Consider the following 17497-nt stretch of genomic DNA (forward strand, 5'->3'; position numbering starts at 1 on the left):
TGCTGCCCAAATACGTCATTCCCGCGCAGGCGGGAATCCAAGTCTTATGCGTTGCCACTACGCTTTAACGGAGTGGCTGCGTGACGTACTTGGATTCCCGCCTCCGCGGGAATGACGTTTTTCGGCTACCGGACTAGCGTGATGCGGCTGGATGAACAGGATCAAGCCTGCGCCGTCTCGAGCTGCGCCAGGCGCGCGCGCAGCTTGCGTTCCTCACTCCAACGCTCGGTCTCGTCGCGCACCAGGGCGACGATCGCCGACACTTCCCCACCAGGCCCGTGCAGCAGCGCCACCGTGAAGGCGATCGACAAGGGCTTGCCTTCCTTGTGCAGTGCCGGCACGCGCAGGATGTCGCTGCCGTAGCGCGTCTCACCGGTGGCCATGGTCTTGTCATAGCCGTCCCAGTGCCGCTGGCGTTGACGCTCCGGGATGATCAGGTCCAGCGACTGTCCAATGGCCTCACTCTCGGTAAAGCCGAAGATGCGCGTCGCGGCGGCGTTCCAGAACGTGATGTCGCCTTTCGCGTCGCAAACGACGACGCCGTCGCCCAGCGCCTGCAGCAGTTGTTGAAAATCGATGTCGGCTTGCATATTCAGACCTCCCCATAAAAAAACAGATGCGCGTCGCAAACCGCCGACGCGCACCGTACCTACGTTTTATCCAGCCAGGCCCGTGGTCACACCACCTGCTTCTCGTGCAGCGCCGCGATGTCCTTCTGGCTGTAGCCGAGGCCTTCCAGCACCTCGTCGGTGTGTTCACCCAGCAGCGGCGAGCCCTTGATATCAACCTTCATGTCCGAGAACTTGATGGGGCTGCCCACGGTGAGATACGTGCCCCGCTCCTTGTGCTCGACCTCGGCGATCGTGCCGCTGGCGCGCAGCGATGGATCGGCGGCGATCTCCTTCATCGACAGCACTGGCGAGCAGGGAATGTCGAACTTGCGCAGGATATCGACCGCCTCGAACTTGGTCTTGTCCTTCAGCCAGTCCTCGATCGTCCCGAAGATGGCGAAGATCTTGTCCTGGCGCGCGCCGGCGGTCATGTAGGCCGGGTCGTCGATCCACTCTTCCTTGCCGAGCGCCTTGCAGATCGGCGCCCAGGCATGGCCCTGGATGGTGAAGTAGATGTAGGCGTTGGGGTCGGTTTCCCAGCCCTTGCACTTGAGCACCCAGCCCGGCTGGCCGCCGCCGCCGGCATTGCCGCCGCGCGGGACCACGTCGGAGAACGTGCCATGCGGGTACTGCGGATACTCTTCCAGGTAGCCGACCCGGTCCAGGCGCTGCTGGTCGCGCAGCTTCACGCGGCACAGGTTGAGCACGCTGTCCTGCATCGATACCGCCACTTTCTGGCCCTTGCCCGTGGTATCCCGCGCACGCAGGGCGGTCAGGATGCCGATCGCCAGGTGCATGCCGGTATTGCTGTCGCCCAGGGCGGCGGCGCTGACGGTCGGTGGGCCGTCGTCGAAGCCGGTGGTCGAGGCGGCGCCGCCGGCGCACTGCGCCACGTTTTCATAGACTTTCAGGTCTTCGTAGTGGTGGCCGTCGCTGAAGCCCTTGACCGATGCCACGATCATGCCCGGGTTCAGTTCCTTGATGTGCTCCCAGGTAAAGCCCATGCGGTCGAGCGCGCCCGGGCCGAAGTTCTCGACCAGCACGTCCGACTCCTTGATCAGCTTGGTCAGGATTTCCTTCCCTTCAGGCTTCTTGGTGTCGAGCGTCAGCGAACGCTTGTTGCTGTTGAGCATGGTGAAATACAGGGCGTCGACGCCGGGGATGTCGCGCAGCTGCGAGCGCGTGACGTCGCCCGCGCCGGGACGCTCGACCTTGATCACGTCGGCGCCGAACCAGGCCAGCAGCTGGGTGCAGGCGGGGCCGGCCTGGACGTGGGTGAAGTCGATGATCTTGATGCCTTCGAGTGGTTTGCTCATGATGTCAGTCTCCTTTATTCAGTCGATAGTGCGGGCGCCACCGGCAGCCTTGTGGGCGCCGGCGGTCGTGCGTGTCGCTTCGCTGTACTACAGGTCACTTTTTCGCGTTGCTTTGCGGATTCAGATTGGTCAGGCGGCCGCTCTCGGTGCCGGCGGTCTCGTCGATCACGGCATTGATCAGGGCGGGCTTGCCGGCGGCGATTGCCTCGCTCAGCGCGCGGGTCAGTTCTTCCGGGCTGGTCACGTGGTAGCCGATGCCGCCGAAGGCCTCGATCATCTTGTCGTAGCGGGCGTTCTTGACGAACACGGTCGGGGCGACGTCCTTGCCGCCGGTCGGGTTGACGTCGGTGCCGCGGTACACGCCGTTGTTGTTGAAGATGATGGTCGTCACCGGCAGCTCGTAGCGGCAGATGGTCTCGAGCTCCATGCCGCTGAAACCGAATGCGCTGTCGCCTTCGATCGCGACCACCGGCTTGCCGCTGACGACGGCCGCGCCGATGGCATAGCCCATGCCGATGCCCATGATGCCCCAGGTGCCGGAGTCGAAACGCTTGCGCGGCTGGTACTGGTCGACGATGCTGCGCGCGTAATCGAGCGTGTTGGCGCCTTCATTGACCAGGTTGATGTCCGGATGCTGCTTGAGCACGTCGCGGATGGCGCGCAGGGCGGTGTGGAAGTTCATCGGCGCCACGTCGCGGTTGAGCAGCGCCGCCATCTTGGCCGTGTTCTGTTCCTTGCGCTCGGCGATCGGGCCCAGCCATTCCGCGTCCGGCTTGGCGATGCCGGCGCCGTCCAGGCCGTCGAGCAGGGCCGCCACGCAGGAGCCGATGTCGCCGATCAGCGGCGCGGCGATCGCCACATTGCTGTCGATCTCGGTCGGTGAGATGTCGATCTGGACGAACTGCTTGGGCTTGCCCCAGGTCTTGCCCTTGCCATGGGCCAGCAGCCAGTTGAGGCGCGCGCCAATCAGCACCACCACGTCGGCCTCGGCCAGCACGTAGGAGCGGGCTGCCGACGCCGACTGGGCATGCGTATCCGGCAGCAGGCCCTTGGCCATCGACATCGGCAGGTAGGGAATGCCGGTGCGCTCGACCAGCGCGCGGATGTCGTCGTCGGCCTGCGCGTAGGCGGCGCCCTTGCCGAGCAGGATCAGCGGTTTCTTCGCGCCCTTGAGCAGCGCCAGTGCGCGCTGCACCGAGTCCGGGGCCGGCAGCTGGCGCGGCACCGGGTCGACCACCTTGATCAGGGAACGCTTGGCGTGGCCGGCCTCGATCGTCTGCGCCAGCAGCTGGGCCGGCAGGTCGAGATAGACGCCGCCCGGGCGGCCCGAGACCGCGGCGCGAATCGCCCGCGCCACGCCGACGCCGATGTCCTCGGCCTTGTTGATACGGTAGGATGCCTTGGCGTAGGGCTTGGCCGCGTTCAGCTGGTCCATTTCTTCGTAGTCGCCCTGCTGCAGGTCGACGATCTCGCGCTCGCTCGAGCCCGAGATCAGGATCATCGGGAAGCAGTTGGTGGTTGCGTTGGCCAGCGCCGTCAGGCCGTTGAGGAAGCCCGGCGCCGAGACCGTCAGGCAGATACCCGGTTTTTGGGTCATGTACCCGGCGATTGCCGCGGCATTGCCGGCGTTCTGTTCATGACGGAAGCCGATGAAACGCATCCCTTCGGCCTGCGCCAGGCGCGCCAGGTCGGTAATCGGAATGCCGACCAGGCCGAAGATCGTATCGATGTCGTTGTGTTTCAAGGCATCGATTACCAGGTGGAAGCCGTCGGTCACGTCTACCGATACGTGGTTAGTCATTGCTGTCTCCAGTTATTGTCGATCCGGGCAGAACGCGGTGTGTATCGCCCGCAAACCATCATAGCCAGCACGCCTGATTTGTCTCATTGACCATGGTCAATTTTGGCCGCATGATGCGAGAATCTCGCTAAACGGCCGCGTTCATGACGACTATTGCAAATCATTCGGAACGGAACATCATTCGTCTGCAGTTAAAGCAGAATGTGGTACTCAAGGAATTGCGCGACAGTGAAATGGCGGCGCTCGAACCGTATCTGACGATCGAGAACCACCAAAAGGGCGACCTGCTCATGAACCAGGGCGTGCAGGAGATGTCGCAGTACTTCATCCTGGACGGTATCCTCAAGCGCCAGGTCTCGAATCAGGAAGCCAAGGAGATGATCCTGCGCTTCTCGGCGGAACGGGATATCGAAACCAGCTACGCCGCCTGGTGCCTCAAGATGCCGACGCCATTTTCCATCGCTTGCGTTACCAAGGTGCGGGTGGCGCGCATGCCGCTGCCGCAATGGGTCGACTACATGCGCAGTCACAGCACCGTGAAGCAGGCCTTTGAATATGAGGTCATGAACCTGATGAGCGCGATCATGGCGCACACCATCACGCTGCATCTGCTCGATGCACCGGGCCGGGTTCACCGCTTCATGCGCAAGCATCCCGACCTGTTCGAACGGCTGCCCAAGAAGGAACTGGCGGCGTATTTGAACCTGTCGCCGGAGACCCTGAGCCGGTTGAAGAATCGGGGGAAGATCTGAAAGTGTTGGCGCAAAAACGTCGCCCCCGCGAAGGCGGGGGCCTAAGTTCAGCGTTACCGAAACGCTTGCAAACTTAGACCCCCGCCTGCGCGGGGGCGACGTGCTGATTGCAACTAAGCTGTCGTTACTGGCGTACCCGCCCTCTGCAACTTGACCCCACCACCCTCCTCGGTCATGGTCTGCTCCAGCAGCTTCACCAGCGCATACGCCGAATCGATATGCGGCGTCGGCGTGCCGGTCATGCGCGCCAGTTCGATCACCGATCCGACCAGGGCATCGATTTCCGGCCCCCGGCCCGCCTCCACATCTTGCAGCATCGAGGTCTTGTGCTTGCCGATCTGGGCGGCACCTTCGATGCGCCGGTCCAGGGTCACGCGGAAGGTGATCCCTAATTTGGTGGCCACCGCTTCCGCCTCGCGCATCATCTCCGCCGCCAGCTCGCGTGTGAGCGGGTATTGGCAGATGTCGACCAGGGTCGAATGCGCCAGCGCGCTGATCGGATTGAAGCTGACGTTGCCCCATAGCTTGAGCCAGATCTCGGCGCGGATATTGTCCAGCACCGGCGACTTGAAGCCGGCGTTCTGGAAGCAGGCCGATACCGCCTCCACCCGCTCGCTCGTGGTGCCGTCCAGTTCCCCCAGCGGAAAGCGTACGCCTTCGATGTGCCGGATGACGCCCGGCGCCATCAGTTCGGCGGCCGGATAGACCACGCAACCCAGCACCCGCTCCGGTGGAATCCGGCGCGCCAGTTCGCCGCCGGCGTCGACGCTGTGCACGGTACGCCCGTCGAACTCGCCGCCATGGCGGTGGAAATACCAGAACGGTATGCCGTTCTGCATCGTCACCACCACGGTGCGCGGGCCGAACAGCTTGCCGACCTGGGCCGATACGCCATCGACCTGGTGCGCCTTGATGGCCAGGATCACCAGGTCCTGCTCGCCGGCTGCGTCATAATCATCTGTCGCGCGCACTTGCGAGGCGATCCTCTCCTCCCCGTCCATCTCGATGAGCTTGATGCCGTTCATGCGAATCGCCGCCAGATTGGCGCCCCGCACGATGAATGTCACCTCCTCGCCCGCCAGCGCCAACCTGGCGCCAACGAGGCCGCCAATTGCCCCCGCTCCAATTACTGCGATCTTCATGACCCACCCCTTGTCGTCGTTTACTCGAACCGATTGATGAGCTTTCCGATGCCGTCGATCTCTACCTCGATCGTGCTGCCCGGCCGCATCGAGCCGACGCCGACCGACGTCCCGCACAGCAGGAGGTCGCCCGGCTCCAGTGTCATGTCCTGGGAGATTCGGCTGACCAGCTCGGCCACCGAAAACACCATGTCGTTGATCGGGTAGTCCTGGCGCACCTCGCCGTTCAGGGTCGTGCGCACGACCAGCATTGCCGGGTTGAGCCCGGTGGCAATCACCGGGCCGAATGGGCAAAAGGTGTCGAAGCCCTTGGCGCGCACCCACTGGGGAAAGGTCGGATCGCGCCCGATGATCTCGCCCACGGTGACGTCGTTGGCACAGGTGTAGCCGAACACGTAGTCTTGCGCCTCCTCGACCGGGACGGCAGTACAGCGGCGGCCGATCACGATCGCCAGCTCGCCCTCGAACGCTACCTTGCCCTCGCATAGCGGCTTGCGGATCGTGCCGCCCGGCGCCAGGTAGGAGGTCGAAGGCTTCATCAGGTAGAGCGGCTCGGCTGGCGGCGCCAGGCCCAGCTTCTGGCCGAGCGCGTGAAAGTTGTTCCACATCGCCAGCACCTTGCCGGGCACGCTCGGTGTGAGCACCTCGACCTCGTTCAGGTTCACCGCCATGTCGGTCCGTCGCGGGCTATCGAACATATCGCCCTTGAAGATCCGGATCTTGTCGCCCTCGAGCGTGCCAAAACGTACGGTATCGAGGTGTTGAAAGCGTATCCAGTGTCGGATCATGTGAGGTCTCTCGAACGTCGGGTCGGTGGATGCTCTGATTGTGGAAGAACGAATTCCGTATATCCTTGACCACGGTTAAGATTCGAAAATCTCAACAGGGCCGCTCAGGTCTAGGCGCCGATCTGGCGCTGCTGGAGCGAGGACCAGTCGATATAGGCCGCCGGATTGCAGCCGGCCGCGCTCAGCTGCGCCTGGCAGCGTTCCTTGGTGGCCAGGATCGCCTCGACCAGGAAATCGGCGTCGTGCGCGCTCAACAGGTGGGACTGGTGCCGCGCCAGGTAGTTGCGCAAGCCGGTACGGTCGTCGGAGCCGGCGACCGCGTTCGCATAAAGCCCGGTATCCCAGACCCAGCTCAATCCCAATTCATGGAACGCCGCGTTATAGGCGTTGCACTCGGCATCAACGTTGTTGCAGCAAGTCGTCGTCATGGCACTCTCCAGGTGGTGGTTGCGGTCGAGCTGTCTCAAAACCATCGTAGTCCAACAAAATGATGAGCAATAGTGAAAGTTTTTAGGGATAATCATTAACGACTGCGTATACATGGGTGGGAGAACCGATGAAGAACGCGACATTGCGTCAACTGAAAGTCTTCGAGACGGTCGCGCGCCGCCTCAGCTTTTCGCGCGCCGCCGAGGAACTGCACCTGACCCAGCCGGCCGTATCGACCCAGGTCCGCACGCTCGAAGGCCATGTGGGCATGCCCTTGTTCGAACAGCTGGGAAAAAAGATTTATCTCACCCAGGCGGGCGACGAGCTGCTGCACTTCTGCCGCGCCATCATCCAGCAGTTCGATGAAGCGGAAGATGCGATGGCGCAACTGAAGGGAATCGCCGGCGGCAAGCTGAACGTGGCGGTGATCAGTGCCGGCGACTATTTCTTTCCGCAGCTGATGGTCGCCTTCGCGCGCCAGCATCCGGGCGTGCAGCTGAACCTGACGGTGCATAACCGCGAGGAGTTGCTGGACAAGCTGGCGGCCAATCGCACCGACCTGGCCGTGATGGTGCGGCCACCTGCCGAACTCGACACGCAGAACGATGCTTTCGCCCCGCATCCCTATGTGATCGTGGCTGCGCCAGAACATCCGCTGGTTGCGGCCAGGCATGGGCGCATCCCGATGAGCGAACTGATTGGTCACCCGTTCGTGATCCGCGAACCGGGCTCCGATACCTGGTTCTCGATGCAGGACGCGTTCGGCTCCCACCTGGCCGAACTGACCGTCGCGATGGAGATCAAAAGCACCGAGACGATCAAGCAGGCGGTGATCGCCGGCATGGGACTGGGCTTCCTGTCGTTTCACACGATCGGCCGCGAAGTCGCCGTGGGCAGCCTGGTGGTGCTGGAGGTCGAAGGATTTCCCTTGATGCTCAATTGGTATGTCGTGCATCGGAGAGAGAAACGCCTGCCTCCTGTGGCGCGGGCGTTCCGCCAGTTCCTGCTGGACGAAGGCAAGGCGCGGATCGCGGCGCTGATTCCCTCACCGGGCCCCTGATCCTGTGGCGACCTAGCCACACCCGGAAAACACGCGGGCCACGGTTGAGATCTTGCATAAGTGCCGGTTTTTATAGGGCAACATTCACATACAGAATAACTGGTATCAGCACTCGAAATTGGAAGCGCGGGTCAGTAGTCCCTATATTTACTGCATTGCACAAACCAACTTTCAGGAGCCAGTCATGATCAACGCACCAGCCGAAACCACTTTCGCAGCCACGTCGCACTCCCTGCTGTCGCTCGTCGTCGCCTTCCTCACGCTGAATCTGCGCGAGAAGCTCGAACCAGGCTACACCGGCAAGGATTCGGACCCAGCCTACTACGGTTGCGGCCTGTAATTTCCGGTCCTGTCGTCATCGGAATATCGGATACGACGTCATACCGAGGCGCCCGCACCGGATGCGATATCCCGTGCGCGGCACCGCGCTGCACATAACTATCCCTGCATCAGCGCACGCACGTGCGCCGCGCATCCCCCGGCAAGCCCCTGCGCGCTGTAGCCGCCTTCCAGGATCGACACGATCCGCCCCTGGCACACATCCCTCGCAATTTCCATGACTTCGCGCGTAATCCACGCGAAATCCTCGTTTTCCAGATTCATATTGGCCAAAGGATCGAGCCGATGGGCGTCGAAGCCGGCCGAGATGACGATTAATTGCGGCGCAAACTCGCGCAGCGCCGGCAGCAGGACGCCGGCCGTCCGCGCACAGAACAGATCCGGACTGCATCCCGACGGCAACGGCACATTGACGATATTGCCGCTCACGCCAGTCTCGCTTGCCGCCCCGGTCCCCGGATACAGCGGCGACTGGTGGCTCGACCCATAAAACAGTTCGCGCCGGTCGAAGAACGCGGCCTGCGTGCCATTTCCATGGTGGACGTCGAAGTCGATCACCGCAACGCGCTGCAGGCCGTGCGCCTCGAGGGCATGGACGGCGGCGATGGCGGCCTGGTTGAACAGGCAAAAGCCCATCGCCCGGCCAGGCTCGGCATGGTGTCCGCAAGGCCGGGTCGCGCAGAACACGTTGGCGGCCTCGCCCGTCATCACGGCATCCACGCCGGCGCAGGCGGCGCCGACGCAGCGCATCACCGCTTCCAGCGAGCCGGGCGACATCAGGGTGTCGCCGCCGTCGAGCGCCACCAGGCCGCCCAACGGGGCTGCGTCGACGATCGCGTCGATGTAGTCGGCGTCGTGCACCAGCAATAGCTGTTCGCGCGTGCCGGGCGGCGCCTCGCGCCAGGCCAGCTGCGCGAATTCGGGCTGGCGCAGCGCCGTCAGCACCGCATGCAGGCGCCATGGCGATTCCGGATGGCCGGGCCCCGGCTCGTGCCCGAAGCAGGCCTGGTGATGGAATACCAGGGTATGCATGTCAGGCGTCGGCGATGGCGTGGTTCGACATCCGCTCGATCGCCTGGCACAGCGCCGAATGGTCGAGTTGGGCCATGCCGTGGGCGGCGCAGGAATTCATCAGCTCCTGGGCGCTGGCGGTATTCGGCAGCGCGAGACCGAGGCTCTTGGCCCCCTGCAGCGCCAGGTTGAGGTCCTTCTGGTGCAGCTCGATACGGAAGCCCGGCGCGAAGGTGCGCTTGACCATGCGCTCGCCGTGCACTTCCAGGATGCGCGAGGCGGCAAAGCCGCCCATCAGCGCCTGCCTTACCCTGGCCGGGTCGGCGCCCGCCTTCGAGGCGAACAGCAGCGCCTCGGCCACGGCCTGGATGTTCAGCGCGACGATGATCTGGTTCGCCACCTTGGTGGTCTGGCCATCGCCGTTGCCCCCTACCAGCGTGATGTTCTTTCCCATCAGCTCGAACAGCGGCCTGGCCCGGTCGAACGCCTCCTGCCCACCACCGACCATGATGGTGAGCGTCGCGGCGCGTGCCCCCACTTCGCCGCCCGACACCGGCGCGTCGAGGTAGTCGCACTGGCGCTTGTTGATCTTTTTCGCAAACTCCTTGGTCGCCATCGGCGAGATCGAGCTCATGTCGATCACGATCTTACCCGGTGTGAGCCCCAGGGCCACGCCCTCGGCGCCGAACAGCACTTCCTCGACGTGCGGGGTGTCCGGCACCATCACGATGATGATGTCGGCGCGCTTGGCCACCTCGGTGGCGTTGGTGCAGACGGTGGCGCCGCCCTCGATCAGGGCCAGCGGCGGGTTTTTGAGGTCATGCAGGAACAGCTTGCAGCCGCCCTCCTGCAGCTTGGTGGCCATGGGGCCGCCCATGATGCCAAGGCCGATGAATCCTACTTTCGTCATGATGGTCTCCGGGTGTGATGGTGTGCGAATCTCTAGGCGTGCAGGCCGTGGTCACCGATCCAGTGCAGGCCCTGCGCGGTGCCGGCCTTGGGCTTGTATTCGCAGCCCACCCAGCCGTCATACCCGATCTCGTCGAGCATGCCGAGCAGGAAGCGGTAATTGATCTCGCCCGTGCCCGGCTCGAAGCGGCCTGGATTGTCGGCCAGCTGGATGTGGCGGATCAACGGCAGGTTGGCCTTGATCGTCGCCGCGATTTCGCCCTCCATGCGCTGCATGTGATAGATGTCGTACTGCAGGAACAGATTGTCGGAGCCGGTCGCGCGGATCAGGTCCAGCGCCTGGCGCGTACCGTGCAGGATGAATCCCGGGATGTCGAAGGTGTTGATCGGTTCGATCAGCAGGCGTATCCCCTCGCTTTTGAGCTTGCCGGCGGCGAACTCGAGGTTCGCTGCCAGCGTGAGGTAGGCGTCTTCCAGCGGCACGCCGGGCGGCACGATGCCCGCCAGGCAGTTAAGCTGCTTGACGCCCAGCCCCCTGGCATACTCGATCGCCGCGCCGACGCCGTCCTCGAACTCCGCCTTGCGCCCCGGATGGCAGGCGATGCCGCGCTCGCCGCCGGCCCAGTCCCCCGCCGGCAGGTTGTGCAGCACCAGTTCGAGGCGGCTTGCGTCGAGCCGGGCGGCGATGTCATCAAGCCGGTAGGCATAGGGGAACAGGAATTCGACGCCGCGAAAGCCCGCCTTGGCGGCGTGCTCGAAGCGGTCGAGGAAGTCGACTTCGTTGAACAGCATGGTCAGGTTGGCGGCAAGTCTGGTCATCTCGGTCTCCTGTGCTGGCGTTATTCAATATCGAGGACTTCATTGAACTCGTTGAGCGCGTCGATCTCCGTGCCCATCGCGATATTGGTGACGCGCTCGAGGATGATCTCGACCACCACCGGCACGCTGTACTGCTGCATCAGCGCACGCGCACGCTCGAAGGCGGGAATGATGTCATCCGGCCGGAACACCCTGAGCGCCTTGCAGCCCAGGCCCTCGACCACGGCCACGTGATCGACGCCATACCCTTCCAGCTCGGGTGCGTTGACGTTCTCGAACGCCAGTTGGACGCAGTAGTCCATCTCGAAGCCGCGCTGGGCCTGGCGGATCAGGCCGAGGTAGGCGTTGTTGACCAGTACGTGGATGTACGGCAGCTTGAACTGCGCCGCCACCGCCAGTTCCTCGATCAGGAACTGGAAATCGTAGTCGCCCGAGATGGCGACGATGTCGGCGTCGGGGTCGGCCACGCGCACGCCGAGCGCTGCCGGGATGGTCCAGCCCAGCGGGCCGGCCTGGCCGCAGTTGATCCAGTGGCGCGGGTGGTTCACGTGCAGGAACTGGGCGGCGGCGATCTGCGACAGGCCGATGCTGGCCACGTAGCGCACGTCGCGTCCGAAATAGGCGTTCATCTCGTGATAGACGCGCAGCGGATTGACCGGCACGGTGTCGAAGTCGCTCTTGCGCAGCATGGTGCGCTTGCGCTCCTGGCATTCTTCGAGCCATTCGCTGCGGTCTTGCAGGCGGCCGCTCGCGCGCCACTCGCGCGCCACTTCCACCAGCAGTTCGAGCGCGGCCTTCGCATCGGACACGATGCCGAGATCCGGGCCGAACACGCGCCCGATCTGGGTCGGCTCGATATCGATGTGCACGAAGGTGCGGTCCTTGGTGAAGACCTCGATGCCGCCGGTGTGGCGGTTGGCCCAGCGGTTGCCGATGCCGATCACGAAGTCGGAGGCCAGCATGGTCGCATTGCCGTAGCGGTGGCTGGTCTGCAGGCCGGCCATACCCGCCATCTGCGGATGGTCGTCGGGAATCGCGCCCCATCCCATCAGGGTAGGGATGACGGGCACGCCCGTGATCTCCGCGAACTCCACCAACAGCGCCGAGGCGTCGGCGTTGATGATGCCTCCGCCGGCAGTGATCAGGGGACGCTTTGCCGCGTTGAGCATGTCGAGCGCCTTCTCGATCTGGGCGCGGTTCGCGCGCGGCTTGTGCAGCGCCAGCGGCGCATAGGTGTCGCCGTCGAACTCGATCTGCGCCATCTGCACGTCGATCGGCAGGTCGATCAGCACCGGGCCGGGCCGGCCGGAACGCATCAGGTGGAAGGCCTGCTGGAATACGCGCGGCACCAGGGCCGGCTCGCGTACCGTGACGGCCCACTTGGTCACCGGCTTGGCGATCGATTCGATATCGACCGCCTGGAAGTCTTCCTTGTACAGGCGGGCGCGCGGCGCCTGGCCGGTAATGCAAAGAATAGGTATCGAATCGGCTTGCGCCGAATACAGGCCCGTGATCATGTCGGTGCCGGCCGGGCCGGAAGTGCCGATGCACACGCCCAAGTTGCCGGCCTTGGCGCGGGTATAGCCCTCGGCCATGTGCGAGGCGCCTTCAACGTGGCGCGCCAGGTAGTGGCGGATGCTGTCGCGCTTGCGCAGCGCTGCGTAGAAGGGATTGATCGCGGCGCCGGGGACGCCGAAGGCGACCTCGATGCCTTCTTTTTCCATCACCAGCACCGCTGCCTCTGCTGCTGTCATCCTTGCCATTCCGACCTCCAGGCTCATGAACGCACGATTGCGATGAACGTATGCTAGAGCGTAGTAGCGCTGCTGATAAGAACACAAAAAGTAGGTGTATTCGATCTCTGGAGTATGGAATACTGGAGGCATGGACAAGGTCAAACAGATGTGGGCCTTCGTCGACGCGGTCGACAAGGGCAGCCTGGCGCGCGCCGCGCTGGGGCAGGACATCACGCCGGTCATGCTGGGGCGGCGCATCGACGCGCTCGAACGCCGCCTGGGCGTCAAGCTGCTGCACCGGACCACGCGCCACCTGACGCTCACCGAATCGGGGTCGGTCTTCCTCGAGCATTGTCGCAGGCTGCTGGCGGACATCGACCTGGCCGAGACCATCGTGTCCGAAGGCCGCGACCAGGCCAGCGGACACCTGATCGTGTCGGCGCCGGCGGCCTTCGGGCGGCTGCACGTGGCGCCGCATGCCCCGGCCTACCTGGCGGCCAATCCGAATGTGCAGATCTCGTTCAACCTCACCGACCACGTGGTCGACCTGGTGCGCGAAGGCTATGAGTTGGGGATCAGGATCGGCGGCGTGCTCGATCCGAGTTTCGTCGCGGTGCGGCTGGCAACCAACCGGCGCGTGGTGTGCGGCACCCCGGACTATCTTGCGCGCTGCGGCGTGCCGCGCACGCTGGAGGAGCTGGCGCAGCATAACTGCTTGGCCTTCAACCTGCAGGGCGGGCAGCAGCGCGGCTGGTACTTCCAGAAGGACGGCAAGCCGGTGACCATCAAGGTCAACGGCAACCTCGATTGCAACGACGGCGAATTGCTGCACCGCTGGGCCAGCGAAGGACTCGGCCTGGCCTGGCGCTCCACCTGGGAGATCCAGGCGCAGCTGGCCAGCGGCGAACTGGTCACGGTGCTCGACGAGTACGCCCTGCCCGACTACGACATCATGGCGGTCTACATGCAGCAGCGCCACCTGCCGGCGCGGGTGCGCAGCTTCATCGACACCCTCAAGGCGGTCTATGCCCAGCCGGGATACTGGACACGGCCAGTAACGGCCCGGCCAGGCATGAGCCGGCCCTAGGGAAGCACTGATTTATTCTGGCGGGCTGCGATCGGTCACGAAAAATGTGCCCGGCAAGGCGCAAACCGCAGCGATACCGCGTGGTATCGCGAGGATTTGCAACGCTGCAGGGCGCATTTTCTCGTGGCCGAGCGCGCCGCCATGAATGAATCAGTGCTTCCCTAGATTACGCGCTCGTCGCGCAGCAGCGCGATCTGTTCGCGCGAATAACCCAGGTCGGCCAGCACTTCATCGGTATGCTCGCCCAACAGCGGCGAACGCCGTACCTCGGTGGGGCTGTCGGACAGCTTGATCGGATTGCCCACGCTGAGGTAGGGCCCGCGCTCGGGATGATCGACCTCGACGATCGTGCCGGTGGCGCGCAGCGACGGTTCCTGGGCGATCTCCTTCATCGACAGGATCGGCCCGCAAGGGATATCGTATTTGTTCAGGATATCCATCGCCTCGAACTTGGTGAGCGTGGTGCTCCACTCCTCGACCGTGGCGAAGATCGACATCAGGCGCGGCAGGCGCGCCTTCGGCGTCGCGTATTCGGGGTCGGTGATCCACTCCTCGCGTCCAATCAGCTTGCAGACCGCGGGCCAGACCTGGGCCTGCGCAATGAAATAGATATAGGCGTTCGGATCGCTCTCCCAGCCCTTGCACTTGAGGATCCAGCCGGGTTGCCCGCCGCCCGAGGCATTGCCGGCGCGCGGGACCGACTCGCCGAACTGGCCGTCGGCGAACTGCGGATATTCTTCCATCACGCCGTTGCGCTCGAGGCGCTGCTGGTCGCGCAGCTTGACCCGGCACAGGTTGAGCACCGCGTCCTGCATCGAGGTAAGCACCTTCTGGCCGCGGCCCGTGCTGTTGCGCTGGTAGAGCGCGGTCACGATGCCCAGCGCCAGGTGCAGGCCGCTGCCGCTGTCGCCGATCTGGGCGCCGCTGACCATCGGCGGGCCATCGTCGAAACCCGTGGTGGCCGCCGCCCCGCCGGTGCACTGGGCCACGTTTTCATAGACCTTGCAGTGCTCGTAGGGGCCGGGACCGAAACCCTTGACCGAGGCCACGATCATGCGCGGATTGAGTTCCTGGATACGCTCCCAGGTAAAGCCCATCCGGTCCAGTGCGCCGGGCGCGAAGTTCTCGACCAGCACGTCGCAGTGCTTGATGAGCGTTTCCAGCACTTCCTTGCCGGCCGGCCGCTTGGCGTCGAGCGTCATGGAGCGCTTGTTGTGGTTGAGCATGGTGAAGTACAGGCTGTCCACGCCCGCGATGTCGCGCAACTGGTTGCGTGTCGCATCGCCCTCGCCGGCGCGCTCGACCTTGATGACGTCGGCCCCGAACCAGGCCAGCAGCTGCGTGCAGGTCGGTCCGGACTGGACATGGGTGAAATCGAGAATGCGAACGCCTTCCAGTGCCTTGCCCATACCAGTTTCCTCCGAAGATTTAACCTAGCTTATTTGAATTTTGCGCTTAGCAATGCTTCAGTGCAAGCCTTAGTGCAAACATTATTACCAGCGTGTCGGCCGATCTTAGTGGCGCGCACCGGCCGAGCTCAATGACCGCCGTCAAGATCCGTGAAATGAAAGTTTGACATCGAAATGCGGCCAGCCCGGGCAAGAAAAACGGGCTTCCGAAGAAGCCCGTTTTTGCATCAGGACGCACCCGTGACGAGGGCGTCAGGCAGGCAAGGGCCCCTTCCCGACCGCGTTTTCTTCCGCGTAGCGACTCCTGGAGTAGCTGACGTGGTTACGCAGCACCGGTCGCAGCACTGTGATCGCCAGCAGCGCTGCGATCAGGTCCATGGTGGCGACCGTGTACAGGACGGTCGACCAGGTGCCGGTCGCCTCCATCATCAGGTTACCGACCGGGACGAACAGCGCGCCGATACCCTTCGCGGTGTATAGCACCCCGTAGATCTTGCCGATGTGCTTGGTGCCGAAGGCATCGCCGGCCAGGGCCGAGAACAGCGAGTACACTTCGCCCCACGCCAGGAACACGATGCCGGAGAGGATCAGGAAGGCGTACGGATTGTGGCCGAAGTAGCCCAGAGCGATGATGCCGCAGCCTTCGAGCGTGAACGCGATCACCATGGTCTTCTCGCGGCCGATATGGTCCGAGATCCAGCCGAACAGCGGTCGCGAGATGCCGTTCATGATGCGGTCGAGCATCAGGGCCAGCGGCAAGGCCGCCATCACGAAGAAGTGCAGGTCGACCTGGAATTCCTTCACGCCCAGATCTTGCGCGATCACGCCGAGCTGCGCCACCGCCATCATGCCGCCGGTAACCACCAGCACGAACATCACCAGCATCAGCCAGAACAGCTTGGTGTTCAGCGCTTCCTTGAGCGTGTAGTCATGCGTCGACTGCACCAGCTTGCTCGACTTCTTGACCTCGGCCGCCGTCGGCGAGCGCAGGAACCAAGCGGCGATGAAGGCCAGGGTGCCTTGCAGGATGCCGAAGAACAGGAAGGTCTGCTGGAAGCCCGACGACTCGATCATGGCCGCGATCGGCAGGATCGTGGCGGCCGAACCGGCGCCGTAGCCACCCGCCGTGAGGCCGACGGCCAGGCCGCGGCGATCCGGGAACCACTTGATCGCGTTATTGATGCAGGTTGCGTAGATCGAACCCACACCGATACCGCCGACCGCCGCGCCGGCGTAGAACCCGGCCAGGGTAGTGGCTTGCGAATTGATGATCCAGGCCAGGCCGATGAAGATGGCGCCGAAGGCGACCATCATGCGGGGACCGAATTTGTCGATGAAGTAGCCTTCGAGCGGCGCGAGCCAGGTCTGGACGATGACGAACAGCGTGAAGGCGACCTGGATGCTGGCGCGCGACCAGCCATAGGTTTCCTGGATCTCGGGAACGAACAGCGTCCACGCATACTGGATGTTCGCGGTGGCGATCATGCAGACGACGCCAACGGCGAGCTGGAACCAGCGCGTGTTGTTGGAGACTGGTTGACCGGGCTGAAGCGCGGCTGCCGATGAATTATGCATTTGGCGCTCCTTGACCGGTGAGGGGTTCTTCTTTCAGACCTGCAGACGAATGTGCGGGCGCCGGGGGCACCTGCCTGGTTATGGTTTCCAGCATTTTCATGTCTCCACTTTTTTTGGTGTGATGTGCATGCTCCACGTCGAGTACGGGACTCGCGCGCCAACCCCTACGCCTTTTCTAATTAAATTAAGCTCATTGAATAGCTACAGCACCCTGCCATCAAAAAGGACGTCGGCATGCTCCTGGCGGCCGAACTGCCCACCAGGCGAGACAGCCGCTTGATACAGTTCTCCATCAGTGCTGACCAGACTTTGAATGTGCGCTATAGCCGCTCTCCTCTTTCTGCAAGATTGCTGCCCTGGACGACCGCAAAGGTATTGCGTTCCCTGCTTTCACTTCAGCGCCTGGGAGGCACCGTTGCATCGGGGTTAATCAAAACAGTGAAAGTGAGATGATGTTGCTGGAGCCGATTTCGAGAATCATTGACCGCGGTTATGTTTTGAGATTTTTGAGAACCGGCAGTCGAAGGCTTGGCATGCTGTGCACCCGCCGGACTGACGCAGGACAAGCCGCGCAGCATGGCGTCGCATGGGCCGTACAAGGTGCACGAGGTCGTCGACGGAGAAAAGATGGGGGACTGGCAGCCTGCCGCTGATCCGTTCCGGGTAGTTGGAAGGTGTCGGATGATCATTTGGCTGCCAAGCAGTGTGTTGTA

Annotated in this window: 16 protein-coding genes; 4 read left to right on the forward strand and 12 right to left on the reverse strand. The window is 63.5% G+C overall.

What is annotated here, in order from left to right; all coding sequences use genetic code 11:
* Positions 1–161: 161 nt before the first annotated feature.
* From FVD38_RS05325 to oxc, 3 genes are all read right to left on the reverse strand, one after another.
* Positions 162–590, reverse strand: a complete 429-nt coding sequence (locus tag FVD38_RS05325; RefSeq protein WP_147933860.1) for a PAS domain-containing protein — start codon at positions 588–590, stop codon at positions 162–164.
* Positions 591–676: 86 nt separating this feature from the next.
* A complete protein-coding gene (gene frc / locus FVD38_RS05330) occupies positions 677–1927 on the reverse strand; it encodes a formyl-CoA transferase (RefSeq protein ID WP_147933861.1) in 1251 nt (416 codons plus the stop codon).
* 94 nt (positions 1928–2021) lie between these two features.
* Positions 2022–3728, reverse strand: coding sequence for an oxalyl-CoA decarboxylase (gene oxc / locus FVD38_RS05335; RefSeq protein ID WP_123071883.1), 1707 nt, complete (start codon positions 3726–3728; stop codon positions 2022–2024).
* Between the two features lie 143 nt (positions 3729–3871).
* Here oxc and FVD38_RS05340 point away from each other — a divergent pair, with 143 nt between their 5' ends.
* The gene (locus tag FVD38_RS05340) at positions 3872–4480 is read left to right on the forward strand and encodes a Crp/Fnr family transcriptional regulator (protein ID WP_123071882.1); all 609 of its coding nucleotides are present in this window, start codon (positions 3872–3874) and stop codon (positions 4478–4480) included.
* A gap of 113 nt (positions 4481–4593) precedes the next feature.
* Here FVD38_RS05340 and FVD38_RS05345 read toward each other — a convergent pair whose 3' ends face one another.
* The 3 genes from FVD38_RS05345 to FVD38_RS05355 all read right to left on the reverse strand — a co-directional run bounded on the left by FVD38_RS05345 (position 4594) and on the right by FVD38_RS05355 (position 6838).
* Complete coding sequence (locus tag FVD38_RS05345) at positions 4594–5622, reverse strand: 2-dehydropantoate 2-reductase (protein WP_147933862.1); 1029 nt, start codon at positions 5620–5622, stop codon at positions 4594–4596.
* A 20-nt stretch (positions 5623–5642) separates the two neighbouring features.
* Positions 5643–6410 carry a fumarylacetoacetate hydrolase family protein gene (locus tag FVD38_RS05350; RefSeq protein ID WP_147933863.1) on the reverse strand — a complete coding sequence of 256 codons (768 nt, stop codon included), beginning with the start codon at positions 6408–6410 and terminating at the stop codon, positions 5643–5645.
* Positions 6411–6520: 110 nt separating this feature from the next.
* Complete coding sequence (locus FVD38_RS05355) at positions 6521–6838, reverse strand: HAD family hydrolase (RefSeq protein WP_229493425.1); 318 nt, start codon at positions 6836–6838, stop codon at positions 6521–6523.
* A 128-nt stretch (positions 6839–6966) separates the two neighbouring features.
* On the opposite strand from FVD38_RS05355, the gene FVD38_RS05360 reads away from it, so the two are divergent.
* Together FVD38_RS05360 and FVD38_RS26405 are read left to right on the forward strand one after the other, a co-directional pair.
* Complete coding sequence (locus FVD38_RS05360; RefSeq protein ID WP_147933865.1) at positions 6967–7899, forward strand: LysR family transcriptional regulator; 933 nt, start codon at positions 6967–6969, stop codon at positions 7897–7899.
* A gap of 184 nt (positions 7900–8083) precedes the next feature.
* Positions 8084–8239 carry a hypothetical protein gene (locus FVD38_RS26405; protein WP_187271479.1) on the forward strand — a complete coding sequence of 52 codons (156 nt, stop codon included), beginning with the start codon at positions 8084–8086 and terminating at the stop codon, positions 8237–8239.
* A 98-nt stretch (positions 8240–8337) separates the two neighbouring features.
* Here FVD38_RS26405 and FVD38_RS05365 read toward each other — a convergent pair whose 3' ends face one another.
* From FVD38_RS05365 to gcl, 4 genes are read right to left on the reverse strand one after another with little or no spacing between them, the layout of a single operon-like run.
* The gene (locus FVD38_RS05365; RefSeq protein ID WP_123071412.1) at positions 8338–9270 is read right to left on the reverse strand and encodes a histone deacetylase family protein; all 933 of its coding nucleotides are present in this window, start codon (positions 9268–9270) and stop codon (positions 8338–8340) included.
* A 1-nt stretch (position 9271) separates the two neighbouring features.
* Entirely contained in the window at positions 9272–10159 is an 888-nt protein-coding gene (locus FVD38_RS05370) for a 2-hydroxy-3-oxopropionate reductase (protein WP_123071413.1), read from the reverse strand.
* A 32-nt stretch (positions 10160–10191) separates the two neighbouring features.
* A complete protein-coding gene (hyi, locus tag FVD38_RS05375) occupies positions 10192–10977 on the reverse strand; it encodes a hydroxypyruvate isomerase (protein WP_147933866.1) in 786 nt (261 codons plus the stop codon).
* A gap of 20 nt (positions 10978–10997) precedes the next feature.
* The gene (gcl, locus tag FVD38_RS05380; RefSeq protein WP_147933867.1) at positions 10998–12740 is read right to left on the reverse strand and encodes a glyoxylate carboligase; all 1743 of its coding nucleotides are present in this window, start codon (positions 12738–12740) and stop codon (positions 10998–11000) included.
* A 121-nt stretch (positions 12741–12861) separates the two neighbouring features.
* Here gcl and FVD38_RS05385 point away from each other — a divergent pair, with 121 nt between their 5' ends.
* A complete protein-coding gene (locus FVD38_RS05385; protein ID WP_147933868.1) occupies positions 12862–13800 on the forward strand; it encodes a LysR family transcriptional regulator in 939 nt (312 codons plus the stop codon).
* A gap of 161 nt (positions 13801–13961) precedes the next feature.
* Here the strand turns inward: FVD38_RS05385 and frc (FVD38_RS05390) are convergent, their stop codons facing one another.
* The gene (gene frc, locus FVD38_RS05390) at positions 13962–15209 is read right to left on the reverse strand and encodes a formyl-CoA transferase (RefSeq protein ID WP_123071417.1); all 1248 of its coding nucleotides are present in this window, start codon (positions 15207–15209) and stop codon (positions 13962–13964) included.
* A gap of 252 nt (positions 15210–15461) precedes the next feature.
* On the reverse strand, positions 15462–16784 hold the full coding sequence (oxlT, locus tag FVD38_RS05395; RefSeq protein WP_147933869.1) for an oxalate/formate MFS antiporter: 1323 nt from the start codon (positions 16782–16784) through the stop codon (positions 15462–15464).
* Between the last annotated feature and the right edge of the window lie 713 nt (positions 16785–17497).

It is taken from the genome of Massilia arenae, assembly GCF_008014745.1.
GTDB classification, from domain to species: Bacteria; Pseudomonadota; Gammaproteobacteria; order Burkholderiales; family Burkholderiaceae_D; genus Telluria; species Telluria arenae.